Raw genomic sequence first — 18,555 nt, 5'->3', positions numbered from 1 at the left:
GCCGACCGCGGCCGCGCCCTGGTCAGAGGCGGGGGAGGCGCAGGCCGGCTGTCAGGACGGCGAACTCGCCGATGCGGAGAAGGCGGGCGATCAACACGTAGAGGCCGGCGCCGACGACGGTCGTGGCGGACACGACGGCGAGCGGACCGCCGAGCCCCGCCCCCACGGCCAGCCCGAGACCGGCGGCGACCACCGCGGCCACCGACATGCGCCCGTACGAGCTGAGCAGCCGGTGGCCGTCGATGCGGCCGATCCGGCGCCGCAACAGCTGGGCGACGATCACGAACCCCAAGGCGTAGGCGACGGCCGTGCAGCCGGCGAGGGCGACGACCATGTCCGTGCCCGGGAAGAGGCGCGCGGCGACCAGGCTCGTGACGAGCAGGGCGGCGGAGACGACCACGCTGACCAGTGCGGGCGTGCGCGTGTCACCGAGGGCGTAGTAGACGCGGAGCAGGATCTGGTAGCCCGCGAACGGAACCAGCGCCGGCCCGTACGCGGCCAGCACGACACCGGTGAGATGAGCGGCGCGGGGAGAGGCGTTCCCGTGCGCGAACAGCAGCATGGCCAGCTGCGGCCCCAGCGCCACGAGCGCGGCGGCCACGGGAACCAGGATCACGCCGGTCACCCGCAGGCTGTGCGACAGGTCGGCGGTGATCTGGGCCAGATTCCGTTCGCCGGCCGCCCGGCTCATGCGGGGCAGCAGGCCGGTGATCACGGTCACCGCGATGACCGCGTACGGCAGCTGGAACAAGGTGTACGCGTTGGAGAAGACACCCACCGCCCCCGGCCCGGCCTGCGACGCCAGCCGGTTGACGACGATCAGCGCGATCTGCGCCGCGGTCACCGACGCGAGCGTCCAGCCGGCCATCGCCAGGATCCTGCGTACCGCGATGCCCCGCGGGTCGGCGCGCAGCCGTAGCGGGAGGCCCGCCCGGCGGGTGACGACCGCCAGGACGATCATCTGGGCGACGACCCCGGCGCTGGTGCCGATCGACAGCAGCAACATCTGCCCCTGGGGCAGCCTCTCCAGGTGGCCGGTTCCGCCGGCCAGCAGGAACGTCCCGGCGGTGGCGATGACCACCACGTTGTTGGCCACCGGGGCCCACATGGGGGTGGCGAACCGGCCTCGGACGTTCAGGATCGCGGTGAGTGTCGCGCCGAGGCCGTAGAAGAGTATCTGGGGCAGGAAGATCCGGGCGAAGTCGACGGCCAGCTCCCGCTGGGCGGAGCTGAACCCGGGGACGGTCAGGTCGACGATGAGCGGGGCCGCGCAGATCGTCACGACGACGACCGCCGACAGTCCGTAGAACACCAGGGACAGCAGCCGCTGGGTGAACAGGTCCGCGTCGACGTCGTCGTCGGCCGTCACCCGGACCAGCAGCGGGACCAGCACGCTCGCGGCCGCTCCGCCCATCACCAGCTCGTAGATGCTGTTGGGCAGGACGTTGGCGGCGGTGTAGGCGTCGAGCAGCCGCGTGCCCAGCCCGAGTGCGGCGACCAGCGCCAGCGTCCGGAGGAAGCCGGTGATCCTCGACACGAGGGTGGCGACCACCATCGTCTGGCCGGTCCGGGCGAAACTCGGCTGATCCATCATGAATCCTGCCTCTCCTCGCGGCGATCAACGCATTATGCCCGCCAGGAGGCCGGGATGCGGCGGGCGGTCACGCCAGGCTGTTCACCGCCGCCATCACGGCCGCGCCCCCGTCCTCCGCCCTGATGCGTTCCGACAGCTCCGCGGCCCGCCGCGCGTACGAGGGCTCGCTCACGGCCGCGCGCAGGGCGGCCGCGAGCCGTTCCGGGGACAGGCGGCGGAAGGGGACGGCGGCCGGGCCGACCCCGAGCGCGGCCAGCCGGGACGCCCACAACGGCTGGTCGGCCAGGGCGGGCAGGCCGACGGCGGGCACGCCCGCCCGCAGCCCGGCCCCCGTGGTCCCGCTGCCGCAGTGGTGGGCGACGGCGGCCATGCGCGGGAACAGCCACTCGTGCGGCACGTCCGCGACGCCCAGCACGTCGTCGTTCAGCGTTCCGGGCACGCCCGTCTGGAGCACTCCGCGCAGGCCGGCCAGCCGCAGGGCGTGAAGGGCCAGGTCGGTGTAGTGGTCGGCGCGCGGGCCCGCCTGGCTGCCGAAGCCCACGAACACCGGGGGCGGGCCGGAGTCGAGGAAGTCGCGCAGGCGCGGGTCGGGCCGCCAGCCGGCCGGACGTACCGGCCACCAGTAGCCCGTCACCTCCAGCCCCGCCCGCCAGTCGGCCGGTCGGGGCAGCACCGACGGGCTGAACCCGTGCAGGACCGGCCAGCACGCGGCCTCCCGCCGCCGGTACGCCTCCCGCGAGCCGATCGGCGGCAGCCCGAGCGCGGCCCGTAACTCCTTGGCCGACCCGGCGTGCGCGGGCGAGGGCAGCGCGAACGCCAGGCGGGCCGCCGTCCGGTTGCCCCACCGGCCGAGCGAGCGGCGCACGACGCTCATGACCGGCGGGAAGTCCCCCGTGGGCTCCACCGGCTGCAGGTGCACGCCCATGCTCGGCACGCCCATCGCCTCGGCCACGTGGTACCCGGCCGAGGCGGCCACGTTGAGCAGCAGGACGTCGGTCCCCGCCGCGGCGGCCCGGACGATGCCGCCGGAGACCTGCCTGCCGTACTCGGCGAACAGGGCGAGCTTGGCGGCCGGGGAGACCCGCGCGCCGCCCTTGCCCGCGGGCAGCAGGGGGAACAGGTCGCCCGGGATGTCCCGATGCTCCAGACCCGCGGTGGTCACCAGGTCGGCGTACGGCTGGTGGCAGGCGACGGCCACCTCGTGCCCGGCCTCCCGCAGCCGTACGCCCAGCCCCGTGTACGGGGCCACGTCACCCCGCGTGCCCACCCCGACGATCAGTACGCGCACGACGTCCACCTCGCCCTCGTTTATCATGCACTCGCATGGTAAAAGGCGGGCGCTCGCTTCGCAATGCGACCGCATGACAAAAACTGGGAACCGATGCCGAAGATCGTCGACCACGAGACGCGCCGGCGGCACATCGCCGACGCCGTGCATCGCGTCATCGATGCCAAGGGCATGGACAGCGTCAGCCTGCGCGAGGTCGCGGCCGAGGCGGGCATGTCCATGGGCGCGGTGCAGCACTACTTCGCCAGCAAGGACGAGATGCTCACGCTCGCCCTGCAGCACCTCAACACCCGGATCAGCCTCCGGGTCGCCGCCGCCGCGCACGACGGCACCCCCCTCGGCCTCCTGCGCGTGGCGCTCCTGGAACTCCTGCCGCTGGACGAGGAGCGCCGGTTCGAGGCGCGCGTCGGGCTGGCCTTCCTCGCGCGTTCGGTGGTGGCCGAGCCGCTGGCGGCGCTGCTGCGCGCGGGCCTGCCGATCGTCCTCGACTTCTACGCCGGTCAGCTCAGGGCGGCCCAGGCGGCCGGTCAGGTGGCCGCCGACGTCGACGCCGTCAAGGAGGCGGCCATGTTGTTCGCCTTCGCCCAGGGCCTGGTGAACCCGATCGTCATCGGCCACTACACCGCCGAGGACGCCGCGGCGCTCGTCGAACACCAGCTCGAACGGCTGTTCGGACGGCCTCAGGCGCCCTCAGGTGGAGCCTGAACAGGCGTTCCGGTCGGCGGGGCGGCCGTCCAGCGCGGCGCGGAGGGCGGCGGCGAAGGCCGGGTAGTCGATCGGCGGTGAGTCGGGGCCCTTCAGCACCGCCTGGCGGACGCAGCTCCGGAACACCTCGCTGAACGCCGGATAGTACGGGGAGGCGGGCCGGGTGACGGTGTCCTGGAGACCGGCGTGGACGGCCCCGGCCAGCGCGCTGAGCTCCCGGGGGCCGACGGTGTCGCCGGGCGGGTCCGTGGTCGTCTTCCGGCAGGCCGTCGGCCGGTCGCGGAACTCGGCGTACACGGCCTCGATCACCGGAGGGTAGCCGCCGCAGGCGAACAGCCTGCTCTGGCGCTTCCGCCCGGTCAGGAACCGGATGAGCTCCATGGCCTCCTTCGCGTGCGGGGAGTCTCTGGCGATGGCCAGGTTGAAACCGCCCAGGGTGCCGTGGGTGGGAAACTTGCCGACCTTGAAGCGCAGGGTTCCGGAGGCGGGGCGCAGGGCCGGGTCGGCGGCCAGCTCGTGGAAGGAGAACGCCCAGTCGCGCAGGTAGCCGACGTCCGGCCGGCGGAACTCGCGCATGCTCGTACGCTCCTGCAGACTCGCGTACCGCGGCCGGTCCTCCAGGACGGCGCGGGTCATCGTGCTCCACCGTGCCAGCGCCGTCCGCGCCTTGTCCGCGTTGCCCGGCTCGTCCAGCACCACGCGGTCGTCCCGCATGATCTCGCCGCCGCCGGAGAGCATCGCCTCCAGCAGGTTGACCGTGCCGCCCTCGTAGTCGTCGAGCTGGGCGGCGTAGCGGTGCCGGGAGGCCAGGTCCAGGAACTCGTCCAGGGTGCGGGGGTAGGGCAGGCCCGACTTGTAATACAGCAGCGGGACGTTGGTGCCGAAGGGGACGGCGTACTGCGTGCCGTCCACCTCGCCGGTGCGCAGGGCCTGCGGCACGAAGGCCGCGCGTTCCTGCGGGGTCAGCGGGGTCTCCCGCAGGAAGCCGTTGCGGGCGAACTCCGGCACCCAGGCCACGTCCATGACCAGGACGTCGTACGCGCATCGCCCCGCCTGGGCCGCGGTGACCATCTCCTTGCGTTCGTCGTCGGTGGTCTCGCCCATCTCCACCAGCGTCACGCGGGGCTGGTGGTGGGCGTTCCACTCGTCGAACAGCTCGCGCCGGTAGGTGCTGGCACTGATGTCGTCACCCGCCGCCACCCGCAGCCCTTCCTGGAGATGGGACGGGCACACGCGGTCCGACCGGGCGGTGCGGTCGGCGACCAGCAGGTACGCCAGCAGGCACACCGTCACCACGAACGCGACGCCCGCCGCCACCCGTTCGGCGACCGGCCGGCCGGACATCAGGGCCGCCCTCTGATCGCCGAGACCAGGTTGCGCAAGGCGTCCTCCAGGTTGTTGTGGGCCACGGCGGTGCAGGTCACCCCGCCGGCCGGGACGGGCCCCGGTCCGAGTCCGGGCGGGCAGGCGGCGTCGCCGACCACCAGGACGTGCACGTCCAGGACGGTGGCCGCGTCGCGCGCCGCCCGTTCGAGGGCCTGCGCCACCTTGTCGTCGTCCTTCTCGTCGGACCTGAAGGGACCGCCGTCGGTGATCACGACGACCGGCCTGCCGGGCGGGTCCAGTTCGTGGCCCAGGTCCCTCAACGCTTGCGAGATCGGCGCGTCCCTGGCGCCGCGCGGCGCCTCGGCGAGCCGCGACTGCAGGCGCTCCCAGTCCTGCCGGTGGTAGACCTCGGGGTCGAACCTGACCACCCGCCCGCCCTGCTCTGGCCGGTGGAACAGGCTCACGGACAGCCGGTCGTCGTTGCCCAGCGAGCCGCGTACGGCCGAGAGCGCGTCCCGGACCCTGGCCAGCAGGGAGGAGGGCGACTCCGCCATCGAGCCCGACCCGTCCAGCGCCACCTGGACGCTCACCGACGGCAGCTTGGCGGCGATCCGCTCGCGGACCATGCCCAGGTCGTCCTGGGTCGCCTTGCCTGCCGGGTCGGGGCGGGTGTCGAGCGGGCGCGTCCGGGACAGCCAGGCGGCCAGGTCGCGCACGGCTTCCATGCGCGCGGGCGCGTCCCCGGGCCAGCTCACCCCGTGGACGGGATGCGTGATCAGCGTGCCGGCCTCGGGTTTCACGTCCATGAGGGCGTCGCCGCCGCTGAGCTGCCTGCCGGGGCAGGGGGTGGAGCCCGGCAGGCCGGCGTTGAGGTCCACGACGGCACGGGACGGCACGAGGAAGGCGAGGTCGTCGCGCTCGTCCTTCGACCCCGTGCGGAACCGGCACAAGGTCTCCCCGACGGTTCCCCCGAGGCCGGCGCTGCGGGCGATCTCCCTGCCGCTGTCGGTGTCCACGACCCGCGCGGCCGCGACCAGCCCGGCGACGGACAGGCTCGGCTCGGGGTAGGTCAGGCGCATCCGCTGCCGGCCCCGGGCGGCCGCCAGCGCCGCGTCGAGACGGCGGCCGGGCCCGCGCGCGGGCAGGATCTGGTTGAGCACGCCGTAGCGGGAGCTCGACACCGCCAGCGTCAGCCGGTCGGCGCCCGCGTCGCCCAGGGGCTCGATCCGCACGGGCGCGGCCCTGATCCGGTCGTCCCCGCCGAACACCAGGCCGAGCTCCGCCGCCGTGGTCGCCACCCACAGGTCCGGACGCGGGGTGAGCAGCCGCGTGTACGGGTCGCCGTTCTGGTTGTAGCCGTCCCGCTGCCAGTCGTTGTCGAAGCCGTAGGCCAGCTCCTCGACGGACGCCTCCGGGTAGACCGAGACGCGGTGCAACGCGCAACCGTGCTCCGACCGGCTCCCGACGAACGCCTCGGCGGCGATCCGCAGCGCGCTCACGTTCTCCGGCGCGGTCATGACGGTCAGCTCCTGCGGGGGATCGCACGGTCCGAGACCCAGCCGCCGGTACGCCCACACGCCGCCCGCGCCCACGGCGACCACGCACGCCCCCGCGACGGCGGCCAGGTAGACCGCCAGCAGCAGCCGGACCGCGCGGTTGAGGCGCAACATCCGCGCGGCCCGGCGCAGGCCCCGGGGCGTCTTCCGCCAGATCCACCGCCACGCGCGGGCGCCCCGCTCGGCGGCCGCGGCCCGGACCCGTGCCGGGCTCAGTCGCGAAGCGGCCCAGATCGTCAGGAAGACCGCCCCGGTGAGCAGAGACACCCCGACGTAGTAGCCGCCGGGGATTTGTTCCACAAAGGCGGTGAAATCCGTCCATATCCGGGTGACGATCACACCCACCAGAGTGCTCAGCACCGTCTCGGCAGCGATGGCGCGCGGAGCGTCCTGGCGCGGCGGCGGGCTGTCGTCCTCGCCGTCGCGCGAGTTCTCTTCACGCGAACGTAATGACGGCATGGGGGCTTCCGTAGGGACCAGTGAGAACGTACTGAAATCGGCGGACGGGGGCCAGTGGCGATTGGGGAGCCTAGCCGCCCGGCTCCCCAAGTGTGGCGGTCATGCCCATTCGGACTGTCCCGCGGGTCGCTCGCCACCGCCGGGCGGCCGGCGCGCGGACCCTCGCGGACCTCCCGAAACCCGCCTCCTGAACCCGTCCGTCCGGTTGCGTCATACCGTCGCCATGCCCCGGCAAAGATCTTCATCGCTACCTGAACGGCGAACCGGGACAAATGGCCTAGCTTCGCGACACCCGAAAATTCGCAATCTTTGTGGGACGCCATCCCGTCCACACGGCCGTACCTGTGAACCCGCCAAGTAAGTTGGTCGCTGCCCGCGAATCAGGGCGATTATCGGAATGGAGGCCAAAGATGAGCGAATTTTCGCGATAAGTAGGACAGTCATATCCATCCCCTGTTCGTGGATATCACACTCTTTATGGATCGCCGTTGTCTTTTTGCAATGGAGCAGATATGGTCACACCCCTTCGGGAAGAAGAACCCTTCCCGCACTCCCCGTCAAAGGGCATGCTGCTGTCTCAGCGAGGCGCCTCCCGCCGCGCCCCCGGCCGGCGGCGTCCGGTGACATGCTGGACCATCTGCTCCCTGGCCGACGCGAGCGTCGACGCCGTCGCGCTGGCCGCGCCCGTTCTCGACGCCGGTTACGGCGTGCTGCTCGCCTGCCTGGCGGCGGGGCTGCTCGTCCTGCTGAACCTGGCGGGCGGCACGTACCGGATCCGGCTGTCGCCGTCCGTCATGGACGGATGGATGTGGCGAGGGGGATGCGCCACCGCGATCGCCGGCGCGCTGACCGTCGTGGCCCTGGACCACGAGACGACGCTGATCACCTGGACGGGCGAGTCGTCGCGGGTCGTCGTCGCCTACCTCGGGCTGACGCTGACCGGGCGCGGACTGGTCTACGCGGTGCTGCGCCAGGCCCGCCGCCGCGGCGCACTGGTGCCCACGCTGGTGGTGGGCTCCGGCGCGCACGCCAGGAACCTCGCGCTGACCCTGCTGCGCCACACCGAGTACGGCCTGCTGCCCGTCGGCGGCGCCGGCGACGTGCTGGGCCAGGCCCCGTACGAGCCGATCGTGGACGACCCGGAGACCCTGCTCACCATGGCACGCAGGCACCTGGCCCGCGTGGTGGTCCTGGCCCCGCCCCCGGGCGGCGAGGAGCAGACCCACCGGCTCGCGCAGCAGGCCCGGCAGGCGGGCTACCCGGTGTACCTGGCGCCGCAGCCCGGCGGCGTGCTGGTCGACTTCGTCCCCGTGGGGGAGCACGTCCGGGGGTTCCCGGTGCTGCGCATGCGGCCGTTGCCGCAGCGGCGCGCGTCCTGGCCGCTCAAGCGCGCCCTGGACGTCGGGCTGGCCGCGGCCGGGCTGGTCGTCAGCGCCCCGGTGCTGCTCGCCTGCATGCTGCTGCTGCGCAGGCAGGGAGGACCAGGGGTGCTGTTCCGGCAGGTCCGGGTGGGGATCGCCGGGATGCCCATCGAGATCGTCAAGCTCCGCACCTTCGCCCCGCTGCGCGCCGGCGAGTCCGACACCCGCTGGAGCATCGCCGACGACCCCAGCCTGACCCGGTCCGCCCGGCTGCTGCGCTCCTGTTCCGTGGACGAGCTCCCGCAGCTGTGGAACGTGCTGCGCGGCGACATGAGCCTGGTCGGCCCCCGGCCCGAACGGCCGCACTTCGTGGAGCTGTTCTCGCGCGGCGACCACCACTACGGACGCCGCCACCGCCTGCCCGTCGGCCTCACCGGCCTGGCCCAGACCCACGGCCTGCGCGGCGACACCTCGATCGAGGACCGGGCGCGGCTGGACAACCACTACATCGACACCTGGTCCCTGCGCCGGGACATCAAGATCATGATCCGGACGGTCGGTTGCCTGCTGTGGCCGGGACGATCGTGATCAGGACGTTCCTGCCGTCCCTGGGCCGACTGCCGGCCCGTCCGAGCTTCTGGGCCGCGCTGACGGTGATCGCGGTGTGCGTGCCCGCCGCGCCGCACGCCGCGGACGTCGTCCAGCCGCAGGTCGCCGACCTGATGTCGCTGGCGCTGCTGGTGTCCGTGGTGGTGAGCCTGGCGCGGGGCGGTGGGCGTCCCGGCAGGTGGGTCCTGCTCGTCGCACCCGCGGCGCTCGCGGCGACGGCGGCCGCCCTCACGGCGTCCGACGTCCTGCTCGCGCTGCCCGGCCTGGCCCGGTTCCTCCAGGTGTTCGTCCTGGTCCCCGTCGCCGTGACGGTGGCGGTACGGCGGCGGTCGGACCTGCTGCTGGTGGGCGGCGCCGTCGCCGCCGTGTCGCTCGTCCAGGCCGTGATCGGCTGCCGGCAGGCGCTCACGGGCAGCGGCGCCTCCTACGCGGGCCTGCCGATCCGCGCGGTCGGCACGTTCGGCGCGGGCGAGGTCATGGCGCTGGCCAGCATGGTCAGCTTCGGACTGATCATCGCCCTGGCGGTCGCGCTCGCCGGCGGCTCGCGCCGGCGCGTCGCCGCCCTGATCGCCGCGGCGGCGCTCTGCCCGCCGCTCGTCATGTCCCTCAGCCGCGGCACCTGGGTCGCGGTCGGCTGCGCCGTGGCGGTGATGCTCGTGCTGCGCGGCGCACGGCCGGCCGTCGGGGCCGCCGTCGCCGCCACGGCCGGGGCCGTGCTCCTGACGCTCCTGGGCGGGCCCGCCGGCGGGGTCGTCGCCGAGCGCGTCGCCTCCATCTCCTCCTCGGTGGCCCAGCCCGACAGATCGGTGTCGGACCGGTACCAGCTGTGGCAGGCGGCGGCCCGCATGTGGCAGGACCACCCGGTCACCGGCGTCGGCCCCAAGGGGTTCGCCGCCTGGCGTGACACCTACGCGCCGCTGGCCCTGTCCTCGGGCAGCGACATCGAGGACGCGACCGGCGGCTACCGCCGCCAGCCGCTGCTGTCCCCGCACAACATGTACCTGCTGGTGCTCAGCGAGCAGGGGCTCGTCGGCCTGTCGGCGTTCGCGCTGCTCGTGGGCGGGGTGCTCGTGCGCACGCTCACCCGCCCCGGACGGTCCGGCCCGGCGGGGCTGGGCGCCGCCGGCTTCATGACGTGGCTGGCGGTGGACTTCGCCTACGCCGACATCGGCGGCGCGACCAGCCTGGTCATGTCGGTCATGCTGGGCCTGGCGATGGGACGCGCCGACGCCGCGCTCCCGTCGCGGCGGCCCGCGTGCTGAGCCGGGGCGCGGCCGACCTGCGCGCCGCGGCCCTCACCACGATGCTCGTCGGCGCGGGCTCGGCCCTCGGATACGTACGCGACCTGCTGATGGCCGCGCTGTTCGGCGCCAACGCCGACACCGACGCCTTCCTGGTCGCCTGGACCGTCCCCGAGACCGCCGCGCCGCTGCTCATCGAAGGGGCGATGGCCCTGTGGCTGATCCCGCTGTTCAGCACGGCGACCGGGGACGGACAGCGGGCGGCGCTGGTGGAGCGGACGCTGCCCGCCCTGGCCGCCGCGCTCGCCGCCGTCGCCGTGTGCGCCGCGGCGTTCGCGCCCTGGCTGGTGGCGGCGCTGGCCCCCGGCCTTCCGCAGGCCGGGCTGGCCGTGCAGTGCTGGCGGATCTGCTGCGGCTGCGTCCTGCCGTTCGCGCTGGCGGGATACGCCAGCGCGGCCCTTCGGGCCCATCACGTCTTCGGCCCGCCCGCGGCCACCGGCCTGGCCTACAACGTGGCCCTCGTCGGCTGCCTGGTCGTCTGGCACGACACGCTCGGCGTGCGGGCCGCCGCGTGGGGGGTCGCGGTGGGCGCCGTCCTCATGGTCGGCATGCAGGCGCCGGCGTATCTGCGGCGCGTCGGCCTGCCCCGCCGGATGCCCCGCCGCCTGGTGCTGCCGGTCGCCGCGCTGCTGCCCATCGTCGCCTTCACGCTGCTGCGGCAGGGGCAGGTGCTGGTCGAACGCGTGCTCGCCGCCGACCTGCCCGCCGGCGCGATCTCCCATCTCAACTACGCCCAGAAGATCGCCCAGGTGCCGATGGTGGTCTCGCTGATGCTGGCCACCGTCACCTATCCCCACCTGGCCCGCAGCATCGCCGCGGGGGACACCGTACGGGCCTGGCGGCTGCTGGCCCGCGACCTGGCGACGGCGGCGGCCGTCACGGTCGGCGCCGCCGCGCTGCTGGTCGCCTTCGCACCGATGGTCGTGGGCCTGCTGCTGCACCGCGGCGCCTTCGACGACCAGGACGCCGCCGCCACCGAGCACGTCCTGCGGCTGTACACGATCGGCCTGCTGGGCCACACCGTCGTGAGCGTGGTCTGCAGGGCCTACTTCTGCGCCGGGGGCGGGCGCGAGCTGTGGTACCCGGCCCTGGCGATGGCCGCCGGCCTCACCCTGACCGCGACGCTGTCCGTGGCGCTCGTCCCCGGCATGGCGCAGGGCGGCATCGCCCTGGCCAACGCCGTCGGAATCACCGTGACCGCCGCGCTCATGCTGGCCGGTCTCCATCGCCTCGGCCTGTCGCCGTTCCGGAGGGCCGTCACGACCGTCAGGGAAGGAGAGCGCGTATGAGCACGCGCATCGGCGCGCTGCCGCTCATCTGGATGTACCACTCCGTCGCCGAACGCGACGAGGACCCCTTCGACATCGTCGTCACCCCCGAGCGCTTCGCCGCGCACATCCGCTGGCTCGCCCGGCGCGGGCTGCGCGGCGTTTCGGTGCACGAGCTGCTGAACCATCCGGGCGACCGGCGCGGGCTCGTCGGGCTCACCTTCGACGACGGCTACGCCGACTTCGCCACCGACGTCGTCCCGGTGCTGGCCGGTTACGGCTTCACCGCGACCGTCTACGTCGTCGCCGGCCGGATCGGCGGCCACAACGCCTGGGACCGCGACGTCACCCCCCGCCCCCTGATGGACGCCGACACGCTGCGCCGGGTGGCCGCCGCCGGCATGGAGGTCGGCTCCCACACCCACAGCCACCCCCACCTGCCGGCCGCCGGCCCCGGCGAGCTCGCCGACGAGCTGACCACGAGCAAGCTCATGCTCCAGGACGTGCTCGGCGCCCCCGTCACCGGTTTCGCCTATCCCTACGGCGAGCTGACCGCCCGCGAGGTCGCCGCCGTCCGACGGGCCGGGTACGAGCACGCCTGCGCCGTCCGTCCGGGCAGGCTCGCCGGGGCGCACGCCCTGCCGCGCCGCTACGTCGGCGACCGCGACACCGCCGCCCGGCTGCTCGCCAAGAACGCCTGCCACCGGCTGCGCTGGGGGCTGGCCCGATGAAGGTCCTGCACGTCATCACCGGGCTGGCCGCCGGCGGGGCCGAGCAGCAACTGCGGACCCTGCTGCCCCACATGGACTGCGCCAGCGAGGTCGCCGTCCTGACCCGGCCCGGCGCCCTGGCCGACGCCATCCGCGCCGGCGGGACGCCCGTACGCGCCGTGGGCATGGGCGGCAACCGGGACCTGCGCGCGCTGCCCCGGCTCACCGCCCTCATGCGCGCCGGCCGCTACCAGGTCGTGCACGCGCACCTGTACCGGGCCTGCGTCTACGCGCCGCTCGCCGCCCGGCTGGCCCGCGTGCCGGTCGTCGTCACCACCGAGCACTCGGCCGGGGCCCGGCACATCGAGGGACGGCCCGTCACCGCGCCGATCCGCACGCTCTACCGCACGACGGCCCGCCTGACCCATGCCGTCGTCGCGGTCTCCCCGGCCGTGGCCGACCGGCTGCACGGCTGGGGCCTGCCGCCCGCACGCGTGGTCACCATCCCCAACGGTGTCGACCTGTCCGCCTTCCGCCACGATCCGCGGGCCGCCGGACCGGCCAGGCTGAGCCTGGGGATCCCGCCGGAGGCGTTCGTCGTCGGCGGGGTCGGCCGCCTGGTGGCGGGCAAGAACTTCCACCTGCTCGTCGAGGCGCTGCCGCGGCTGGACGGCGCGGTGCTCCTGCTCGTCGGCACCGGCCCTGAACAGCCCCGGCTGCGCGGGCTGGCCGCGCGGCTCGGCGTCGAGCGGCGCGTCGTGTTCGCCGGGGAGACCGCGCACGTGCCGGCCCTGCTGTCGGCCATGGACGTGCTGGCCGCCCCCTCGCAGGAGGAGACGTTCGGGCTGGCCGTCGTCGAGGCGCTCGCCGCGGGCCTGCCCGTGCTGTACGGCTCGTGCCCGGCGATCGACGACCTGCAGCCCGGAGCCGTGCCCGGTGCCCGCCGGGTGCCGTCACACCGGCTGGCCGACGAGCTGGCCGCGCTCCTCGCCGCGCCCCGCACGCGCCTGCCGCCACCCCCCGCCCTGGACCGCTACGACGTGCGCCGGCAAGCCCGGCGCCTACACGACCTCTACGACCGCCTGCTCGCCAGGCGCCACCAGGAAAGGCTGTCATGACTCACCCGGTCCAGCGCGCCGCCGGCGCGCTCCGCACCTGGTCCCTGCTCGCGCTCCCGCTGATCGGCATGGGGGCGGGGCTGACGTACTCGCTGGTCCAGGAGCCCGTCTACACGGCCGACGCCTACGCGGTGGTCAGCTCGGCGCGGCAGGGCGTCCCCACGCAGGATGCCGACTTCGCCCAGGCCTACGCCAGGGTGGCCGTCCACCCCGGCCTGCTCGCCGGGAACGGCGACGCCTACCTGGCCGACGGCGAGCTGCTGCGGACCACTCTGCAGGCGTCGGCCTCGCCCGACGCGCCGCTGATCCGGCTGGCCGCCATCGCCGGCACCCCGGAGGAGGCCGCCAGGCGGGCCAACAGCGTGGCGAGCGCGCTCACCGCCTACGCCAACCGGCACAGCGCCGACACCGGCGTCCGCCTGTCCAGCTTCGCCCCGGCCGTGCCGCCCGCCTCGCCCAGCTCGCCCCAGCCCCTGATCGCCACCGCCGTGGCCACGGCCGCCGGGCTCCTGCTGGCCGCCCTGATCTGGATGGCGGTCCCCGCCCGGGGGCGCCGGGACGATCAGGAGGCCGCGCCCGCACGCCGGCCGGCCGACACGGTGTCCGCATGACGACCACGACCCGGCAGACCCCTGACCTGGCCACCGAGGTCGTGACCGGCTCCGGCCGCCTGCGCGCCCTGGCGGGGGAGTGGGCCGACCTGCACGACCGCTCCCCGGCCGCGACGCCGTTCCAGTCGCACGTCTGGCTGTCGTCGTGGTGGGAGACCTACGGCCGGAACGCGAACCTGAGCGCCGTCCTGCTGCGCCGCAGGGGACGGCTGGTGGCCGCCGCCCCCGTCATGACCGTGCGCCGGGCGGGACTGCGCGTCCTGCGGCCGCTCGGCGGCGACCAGTCCGACTTCACCGACGTCCTGATCGAGGACGGGGACCCCGACCTCCCGGCGGCACTCGGCCGGGCCCTCGCCGAGCTGCCCGGATGGGACGTGCTCGACCTGCCCGAGGTGCGGCCGGGCGCGGACGCCGAACGGCTCGCGGCGGCCTGGCCGGGCCGTTCCTGGCGGCTGCCCGCCTCGACGTGCGTCGAACTGCCCGGCGTCCCTCTCGGCCGGCTGCTCGCCGGGCTGCCCGGCAAGAACGGGAACAAGCTGCGCCGCGAGCTCAGACGCGTGGACGAGGCCCCCATCCAGGTCAGGGACGTCCCGGCCGCCGAGGCCGAGCACGCCGTCGCCCGCCTGCTCGACCTGCACGCCCTGCAGTGGCAGGGCCGGGGCATCAACGTCGAGCACACCAGGCCGCGCTTCCGCGCCCACCTGGCCCGCGCCGCCCGGCGGCTGGTGGCCGAGCAGCAGGCGCGGCTGATCGAGTACCACCTCGACGGCCAGGTCGTCGCGGTGGACCTGGTGATCGTCGGCAAGGACTTCGTCGGCGGCTACCTCTACGGCACCCACCCCGACCTGCGCGCCCAGGTGGACGTCGTGACCCTGCTGCTCCGCACGGACCTCGGGCTCGCGCACGAGCTGGGCCGTCCGACGATGTCGCTGCTGCGCGGAGCCGAGTCCCACAAGACCAAATGGGGCGGACAGTGCGCGGTCAGCCACCGGCTCCTGCTGGCCAGGACGCCCGCCGCGACGGCCTACGCCCTCGCGGCCCGCGCCCGCGTGGGCGGCCGGACGCTCCGCGGGCGGTGGGCGAGGCTCGACCGGGTGCGCGGCCGCGCGCTCGGCCGACGGTGGGAAGCGCTCGACCGGGTTCTGCGCAGGGCGCGATGACGTCCTTCGTCCCGCGCGGCCCGCGGGCGCCGCGCGTGCTCCACGTCACCCAGCCCACCGAGGGCGGCGTCGCCGCCTACGTCGAGAGCGCCTGCGCCGACCAGAGCCGGCGCGGATGGACGGTCGCCGTCGCCGCACCCCCGCGAGGGCGGCTCGGCGAGCGGCTGGCCGCGATCGGGCTGCCGCACCTGCCGTGGCCCGCCGCACGGGCGCCGCACCCGGCCGACCTGGCCGCCGCCGTCGCCCTGAGGCGCATCGTGCGCCGGTTCCGTCCCGACGTGGTGCATCTGCACTCCTCCAAGGCCGGGCTGGTCGGCCGGGCGGTGCTGCGTGGCCGCGTGCCGACGCTGTTCCAGCCGCACGGCTGGTCCTGGCTGGCCTGCGGGGGGACGCTCGCCACCGCCTCCACCCTCTGGGAACGCGTCGCCACCCGGTGGACGCAGCTCGGGCTCTGCGTCGGCCAGGGCGAGTACCGGCAGGCCCGGGACGCGGGCGTGGGCGGCCCGCTGACCGTCGTGCGCAACGGCGTGGACCTGGCCCGCTTCCCGCCCGCCACGCCCGACGAGCGCCTCGCCGCCCGCCGTGACCTGGGCCTTTCCCGGCGAGCGCCGCTGGTCGTCTGCGTCGGCCGGATCACCCGGCAGAAGGGCCAGGACCTGCTGGTCGAGTCCTGGCCGCAGATCGCCGACCACGTCCCGGACGCCTGCCTCGCCCTCGTCGGCGACGGGGACGACTACGGCCGGCTGCGCCGCGACGCTCCGCCCGGCGTCCTCATGCCGGGGGCGAGCGGCGATCCGCGGCCCTGGTACGCCGCCGCCGACCTGGTGGCGCTGCCGTCCCGGTGGGAAGGGTTGCCGCTGACCGTGCTGGAGGCCATGGCCACCGGGCGGTCGGTGGTGGCCGCCGCCGTCCCCGGTCTCACGGAGGTGGTCACCCCGGAGACCGGGGCGCTCGTCGAGCCGCAGGACCCGGCGGCGCTGGCCGTGGCGATCGTGGCCCGGCTGACCGACCCGGCCATGCGGCACGAGGAGGAGCGGGCGGCGCCGTCGCGGGCGGCCGAGTTCGACCTCGGCGTCACCCTCGACCGGCTGGCCGCGCACACGCTGCGGCTGGCGCGGCCGGGTCAGCCCGAAGCCGGCGCGGCCGCCGGGGCGGGGACGTCCGCAGCCGAGGAGACGGCCACGGAGGAGACGGCCGGGCTGGGCTGAGGGGGCGTCGGCAGCTCAAAGGTCGGTGGGAACGTCGGCGGCGCGGACGGCCCCGGCTGGAAGCCCGGGTCGCGCATGAGCTGACGGAAGACCCGCGACGACTTCGGGTTGGCCGGGCAACGCCAGACGCCGTGCGGGCAGTAGTCCACGATCGAGTGGTAGGCCACGTCGTGCCGGGCGATCCAGTCGAGCATGGCGCGCACGAACTCCGGCCGGTCGCCGTACCGGAACAGCCCCCACTCGGGGAAGGAGATCTTCTTGCCGTGCGAGGACGCGAACTCGGCCTGCGCCTTCAGCCCGTACGGCTGGTCGACGTAGTCGGAGAACTGCTGGCCCGGGCCCTGGTCGTAGCTGTCCATGCCGATGATGTCCACCACGTCGTCGCCGGGGTAGCACTCGGTCCAGCCGATGGCGTCCGGGCCCCGGTTGGGGCTGAAGTCGAAGCGGAAGCGCTGCCCCGGCACCGCCCGCATCACGGTGACGATCCGCCTCCAGTACGCCATCCACGCCTGCGGATCGGCCGAGCAGCGGCTGGAGTAGGTCAGGCCGTTCATCTCCCAGCCCGGGACGATCACCGTGTCCGGCGCGTGCCCGGCGACCAGCGTCCGGGCCAGCCGGTCGAAGTACGGGTCGAACGCGCCGTCCGCGCCGGCGTTCAGCAGCACCGACACCGTGTCGTCCGGGAGGTCGCCCTCGTTCGGCATGACCATCGGCACGTTGAGCACGAGCATGCGCGACGGCTCGGCGGCCCGCCACCGCATCCAGGGCTGCAGGACGAAGTCGGGCCCGCCCAGCGCGTTCCACGCCTCGCCCGGCACGTACGTCCGCCCCACCCGGACCTCCGCTCCCAGCCACGCCTCGAACGCGCTCATCAGGTGCGGCCCGCGCCAGTCTGAGGCGAGGAACACCCCGAACGGGACGCCGGACACGTCAGGGCGGGCGGCGGATGGCTGCTTGCGCGGCTTCGCCTTCAGCGCCGTCGGGACCACCACGGCGATCACGACCAACAGCGCGCAGACCCAGGCTATCCTCACGGTCATCGCTCCCCCTTACTGGGTGTATCAGCTCACGTACCCAAAGAGAGAACTCCGGTGATCAAGTCACAGCAAAAGTGATCGTGAAGGTGGCCGCACGGGGGAGTCACCCCGGGCCGTAAAGCGTTGGCCGGGTGCGACCCGCCGCCGGTAGTGTGCCGATCATGGCCAGCCGCATCTCCGAACTGATCGTCCCCTGCCGTGATCCGCACCGGCTCGCGGCCTTCTGGTGCGAGGTGCTGGACTTCGTCGTGCTCGACACCGAGGACGACGGCGCGGTGGAGATCGGGCCGCGGGAAGGGTTCGGCGGGCTGCAGCCGACACTCGTCTTCAGCCCCACCACCGAGCCCAAGACGGGCAGGCTGCGACTGCACTTCGACGTCAACGCCACCGACCGCGACCAGGCCGCCGAACTCGAACGCCTGCTGAAGCTCGGAGCACGCCCGGCCGACGTCGGCCAGACCGGCGAAGAACCGTGGCACGTCCTGGCCGATCCCGAGGACAACGAGTTCTGCCTGCTGCGCACCCGCCTGAGCTGAGCCCCCGCCCCCACCGGCCCCCATCCCTTCGTGAGGACTTCGCGCGCATGACGCCGCCTGCTCTCTAGACCTGACACCTTCCTGCGCATCGGTCGCCGACGGACGCCGTCGGCTCTGTTTTCCGTGCTCTTCGTCAGGTCTTCAGAGAGATCATGTCTTCACATCCTCATATCGTGCTGCCCTGGGTGCTGCGGCGCACCCGCCTGCCCCTGCTCGTCCTGCGGTGCGTGGCCTGCCCGTCCGACCGCGCCACCGTCGGTGACGGCAGGTTCCGGGTCAACGCCAACGGCAAGCTCCTCGACGTCTGGCTCCTGGTCAACTGCGTTTCCTGTGACCGGACCGGCAAGCTCACCGTCCACGACCGGGTTCCGGTCCGGTCGCTGGCCCCCCGCCTGCTGGCCGGTTACTCGGCCAACTCGCCGTCCCTCGCCGCGCAGGTCCTTCTCGACCCGTTGACCGCCCGCCGCAACCGGTACGCGCTCGACTGGGACGGGTGCTGGGAACTCCACGCGCCCGCCGTCCCCGAGAGTCCGTGGCCCCTTCGGGTCATGGTCACCTTCGACGATCCCGTGCCAGTGCGTCCCGATCGGCTCATCGGCCTCGGGCTGGGCGTCAGCCGGGACGAGATCGCCCGCCGGGTCAAGATCGACATCCCGCCGAACCGCAGGACGAAACAGGACTTCTCCTTCCTCCTGATCAGTCCCTAGG

The 18,555-nt window shown here is 74.1% G+C and carries 16 protein-coding genes; 11 read left to right on the top strand and 5 right to left on the bottom strand.

The window, feature by feature from the left end; all coding sequences use genetic code 11:
- Positions 1 to 22 precede the first annotated feature (22 nt).
- Both murJ and ACWCSU_RS24905 read right to left on the bottom strand, forming a co-directional pair.
- Positions 23 to 1,594, bottom strand: a complete 1,572-nt coding sequence (gene murJ / locus ACWCSU_RS24910; RefSeq protein WP_449937869.1) for a murein biosynthesis integral membrane protein MurJ — start codon at positions 1,592 to 1,594, stop codon at positions 23 to 25.
- Positions 1,595 to 1,661: 67 nt separating this feature from the next.
- The gene (locus ACWCSU_RS24905) at positions 1,662 to 2,909 is read right to left on the bottom strand and encodes a glycosyltransferase (RefSeq protein WP_449937867.1); all 1,248 of its coding nucleotides are present in this window, start codon (positions 2,907 to 2,909) and stop codon (positions 1,662 to 1,664) included.
- A 66-nt stretch (positions 2,910 to 2,975) separates the two neighbouring features.
- Between ACWCSU_RS24905 and ACWCSU_RS24900 the strand changes: the two genes are divergently transcribed.
- The gene (locus tag ACWCSU_RS24900) at positions 2,976 to 3,587 is read left to right on the top strand and encodes a TetR/AcrR family transcriptional regulator (RefSeq protein ID WP_449937866.1); all 612 of its coding nucleotides are present in this window, start codon (positions 2,976 to 2,978) and stop codon (positions 3,585 to 3,587) included.
- Here the strand turns inward: ACWCSU_RS24900 and ACWCSU_RS24895 are convergent.
- Together ACWCSU_RS24895 and ACWCSU_RS24890 are read right to left on the bottom strand one after the other, a co-directional pair.
- A complete protein-coding gene (locus ACWCSU_RS24895; protein WP_449937864.1) occupies positions 3,573 to 4,931 on the bottom strand; it encodes an extracellular solute-binding protein in 1,359 nt (452 codons plus the stop codon). The genes ACWCSU_RS24900 and ACWCSU_RS24895 overlap by 15 nt on opposite strands.
- Positions 4,931 to 6,928 carry a vWA domain-containing protein gene (locus tag ACWCSU_RS24890; protein ID WP_449937863.1) on the bottom strand — a complete coding sequence of 666 codons (1,998 nt, stop codon included), beginning with the start codon at positions 6,926 to 6,928 and terminating at the stop codon, positions 4,931 to 4,933. The genes ACWCSU_RS24895 and ACWCSU_RS24890 overlap by 1 nt, the downstream gene beginning before the upstream one ends.
- Before the next feature lie 566 nt (positions 6,929 to 7,494).
- Between ACWCSU_RS24890 and ACWCSU_RS24885 the strand changes: the two genes are divergently transcribed.
- The 8 genes from ACWCSU_RS24885 to ACWCSU_RS24850 are packed head-to-tail and all read left to right on the top strand — an operon-like array spanning position 7,495 to position 16,274.
- Positions 7,495 to 8,877 carry a sugar transferase gene (locus ACWCSU_RS24885; RefSeq protein ID WP_449937860.1) on the top strand — a complete coding sequence of 461 codons (1,383 nt, stop codon included), beginning with the start codon at positions 7,495 to 7,497 and terminating at the stop codon, positions 8,875 to 8,877.
- Positions 8,859 to 10,160: an O-antigen ligase family protein gene (locus ACWCSU_RS24880; protein ID WP_449937858.1), complete on the top strand. Its 1,302-nt coding sequence runs from the start codon at positions 8,859 to 8,861 to the stop codon at positions 10,158 to 10,160. Before ACWCSU_RS24885 ends, ACWCSU_RS24880 begins: the two co-directional genes overlap by 19 nt.
- Positions 10,154 to 11,488 (top strand): lipid II flippase MurJ, encoded by a 1,335-nt coding sequence (locus tag ACWCSU_RS24875; protein WP_397041827.1) that lies wholly within the window; start codon positions 10,154 to 10,156, stop codon positions 11,486 to 11,488. The genes ACWCSU_RS24880 and ACWCSU_RS24875 overlap by 7 nt, the downstream gene beginning before the upstream one ends.
- On the top strand, positions 11,485 to 12,198 hold the full coding sequence (locus ACWCSU_RS24870; RefSeq protein ID WP_449937856.1) for a polysaccharide deacetylase family protein: 714 nt from the start codon (positions 11,485 to 11,487) through the stop codon (positions 12,196 to 12,198). Before ACWCSU_RS24875 ends, ACWCSU_RS24870 begins: the two co-directional genes overlap by 4 nt.
- Entirely contained in the window at positions 12,195 to 13,295 is a 1,101-nt protein-coding gene (locus tag ACWCSU_RS24865; protein WP_449937854.1) for a glycosyltransferase, read from the top strand. The genes ACWCSU_RS24870 and ACWCSU_RS24865 overlap by 4 nt, the downstream gene beginning before the upstream one ends.
- Positions 13,292 to 13,906 (top strand): hypothetical protein, encoded by a 615-nt coding sequence (locus tag ACWCSU_RS24860; RefSeq protein ID WP_397041825.1) that lies wholly within the window; start codon positions 13,292 to 13,294, stop codon positions 13,904 to 13,906. The genes ACWCSU_RS24865 and ACWCSU_RS24860 overlap by 4 nt, the downstream gene beginning before the upstream one ends.
- A complete protein-coding gene (locus tag ACWCSU_RS24855) occupies positions 13,903 to 15,066 on the top strand; it encodes a GNAT family N-acetyltransferase (protein ID WP_449937852.1) in 1,164 nt (387 codons plus the stop codon). The genes ACWCSU_RS24860 and ACWCSU_RS24855 overlap by 4 nt, the downstream gene beginning before the upstream one ends.
- A complete protein-coding gene (locus ACWCSU_RS24850) occupies positions 15,063 to 16,274 on the top strand; it encodes a glycosyltransferase (RefSeq protein WP_449937850.1) in 1,212 nt (403 codons plus the stop codon). Before ACWCSU_RS24855 ends, ACWCSU_RS24850 begins: the two co-directional genes overlap by 4 nt.
- Here ACWCSU_RS24850 and ACWCSU_RS24845 read toward each other — a convergent pair.
- Positions 16,190 to 17,314 (bottom strand): glycoside hydrolase family 26 protein, encoded by a 1,125-nt coding sequence (locus tag ACWCSU_RS24845; protein WP_449937848.1) that lies wholly within the window; start codon positions 17,312 to 17,314, stop codon positions 16,190 to 16,192. The genes ACWCSU_RS24850 and ACWCSU_RS24845 overlap by 85 nt on opposite strands.
- A gap of 158 nt (positions 17,315 to 17,472) precedes the next feature.
- Here ACWCSU_RS24845 and ACWCSU_RS24840 point away from each other — a divergent pair, with 158 nt between their 5' ends.
- On the top strand, positions 17,473 to 17,847 hold the full coding sequence (locus ACWCSU_RS24840) for a VOC family protein (protein WP_357708982.1): 375 nt from the start codon (positions 17,473 to 17,475) through the stop codon (positions 17,845 to 17,847).
- 173 nt (positions 17,848 to 18,020) lie between these two features.
- Positions 18,021 to 18,554: a DUF1062 domain-containing protein gene (locus tag ACWCSU_RS24835; RefSeq protein WP_449937846.1), complete on the top strand. Its 534-nt coding sequence runs from the start codon at positions 18,021 to 18,023 to the stop codon at positions 18,552 to 18,554.
- The last annotated feature ends 1 nt before the right edge of the window (position 18,555 follow it).

It is taken from the genome of Nonomuraea sp. NPDC001699, from assembly GCF_053596455.1.
This window is presented reverse-complemented; position numbering and strand designations above follow the sequence as displayed.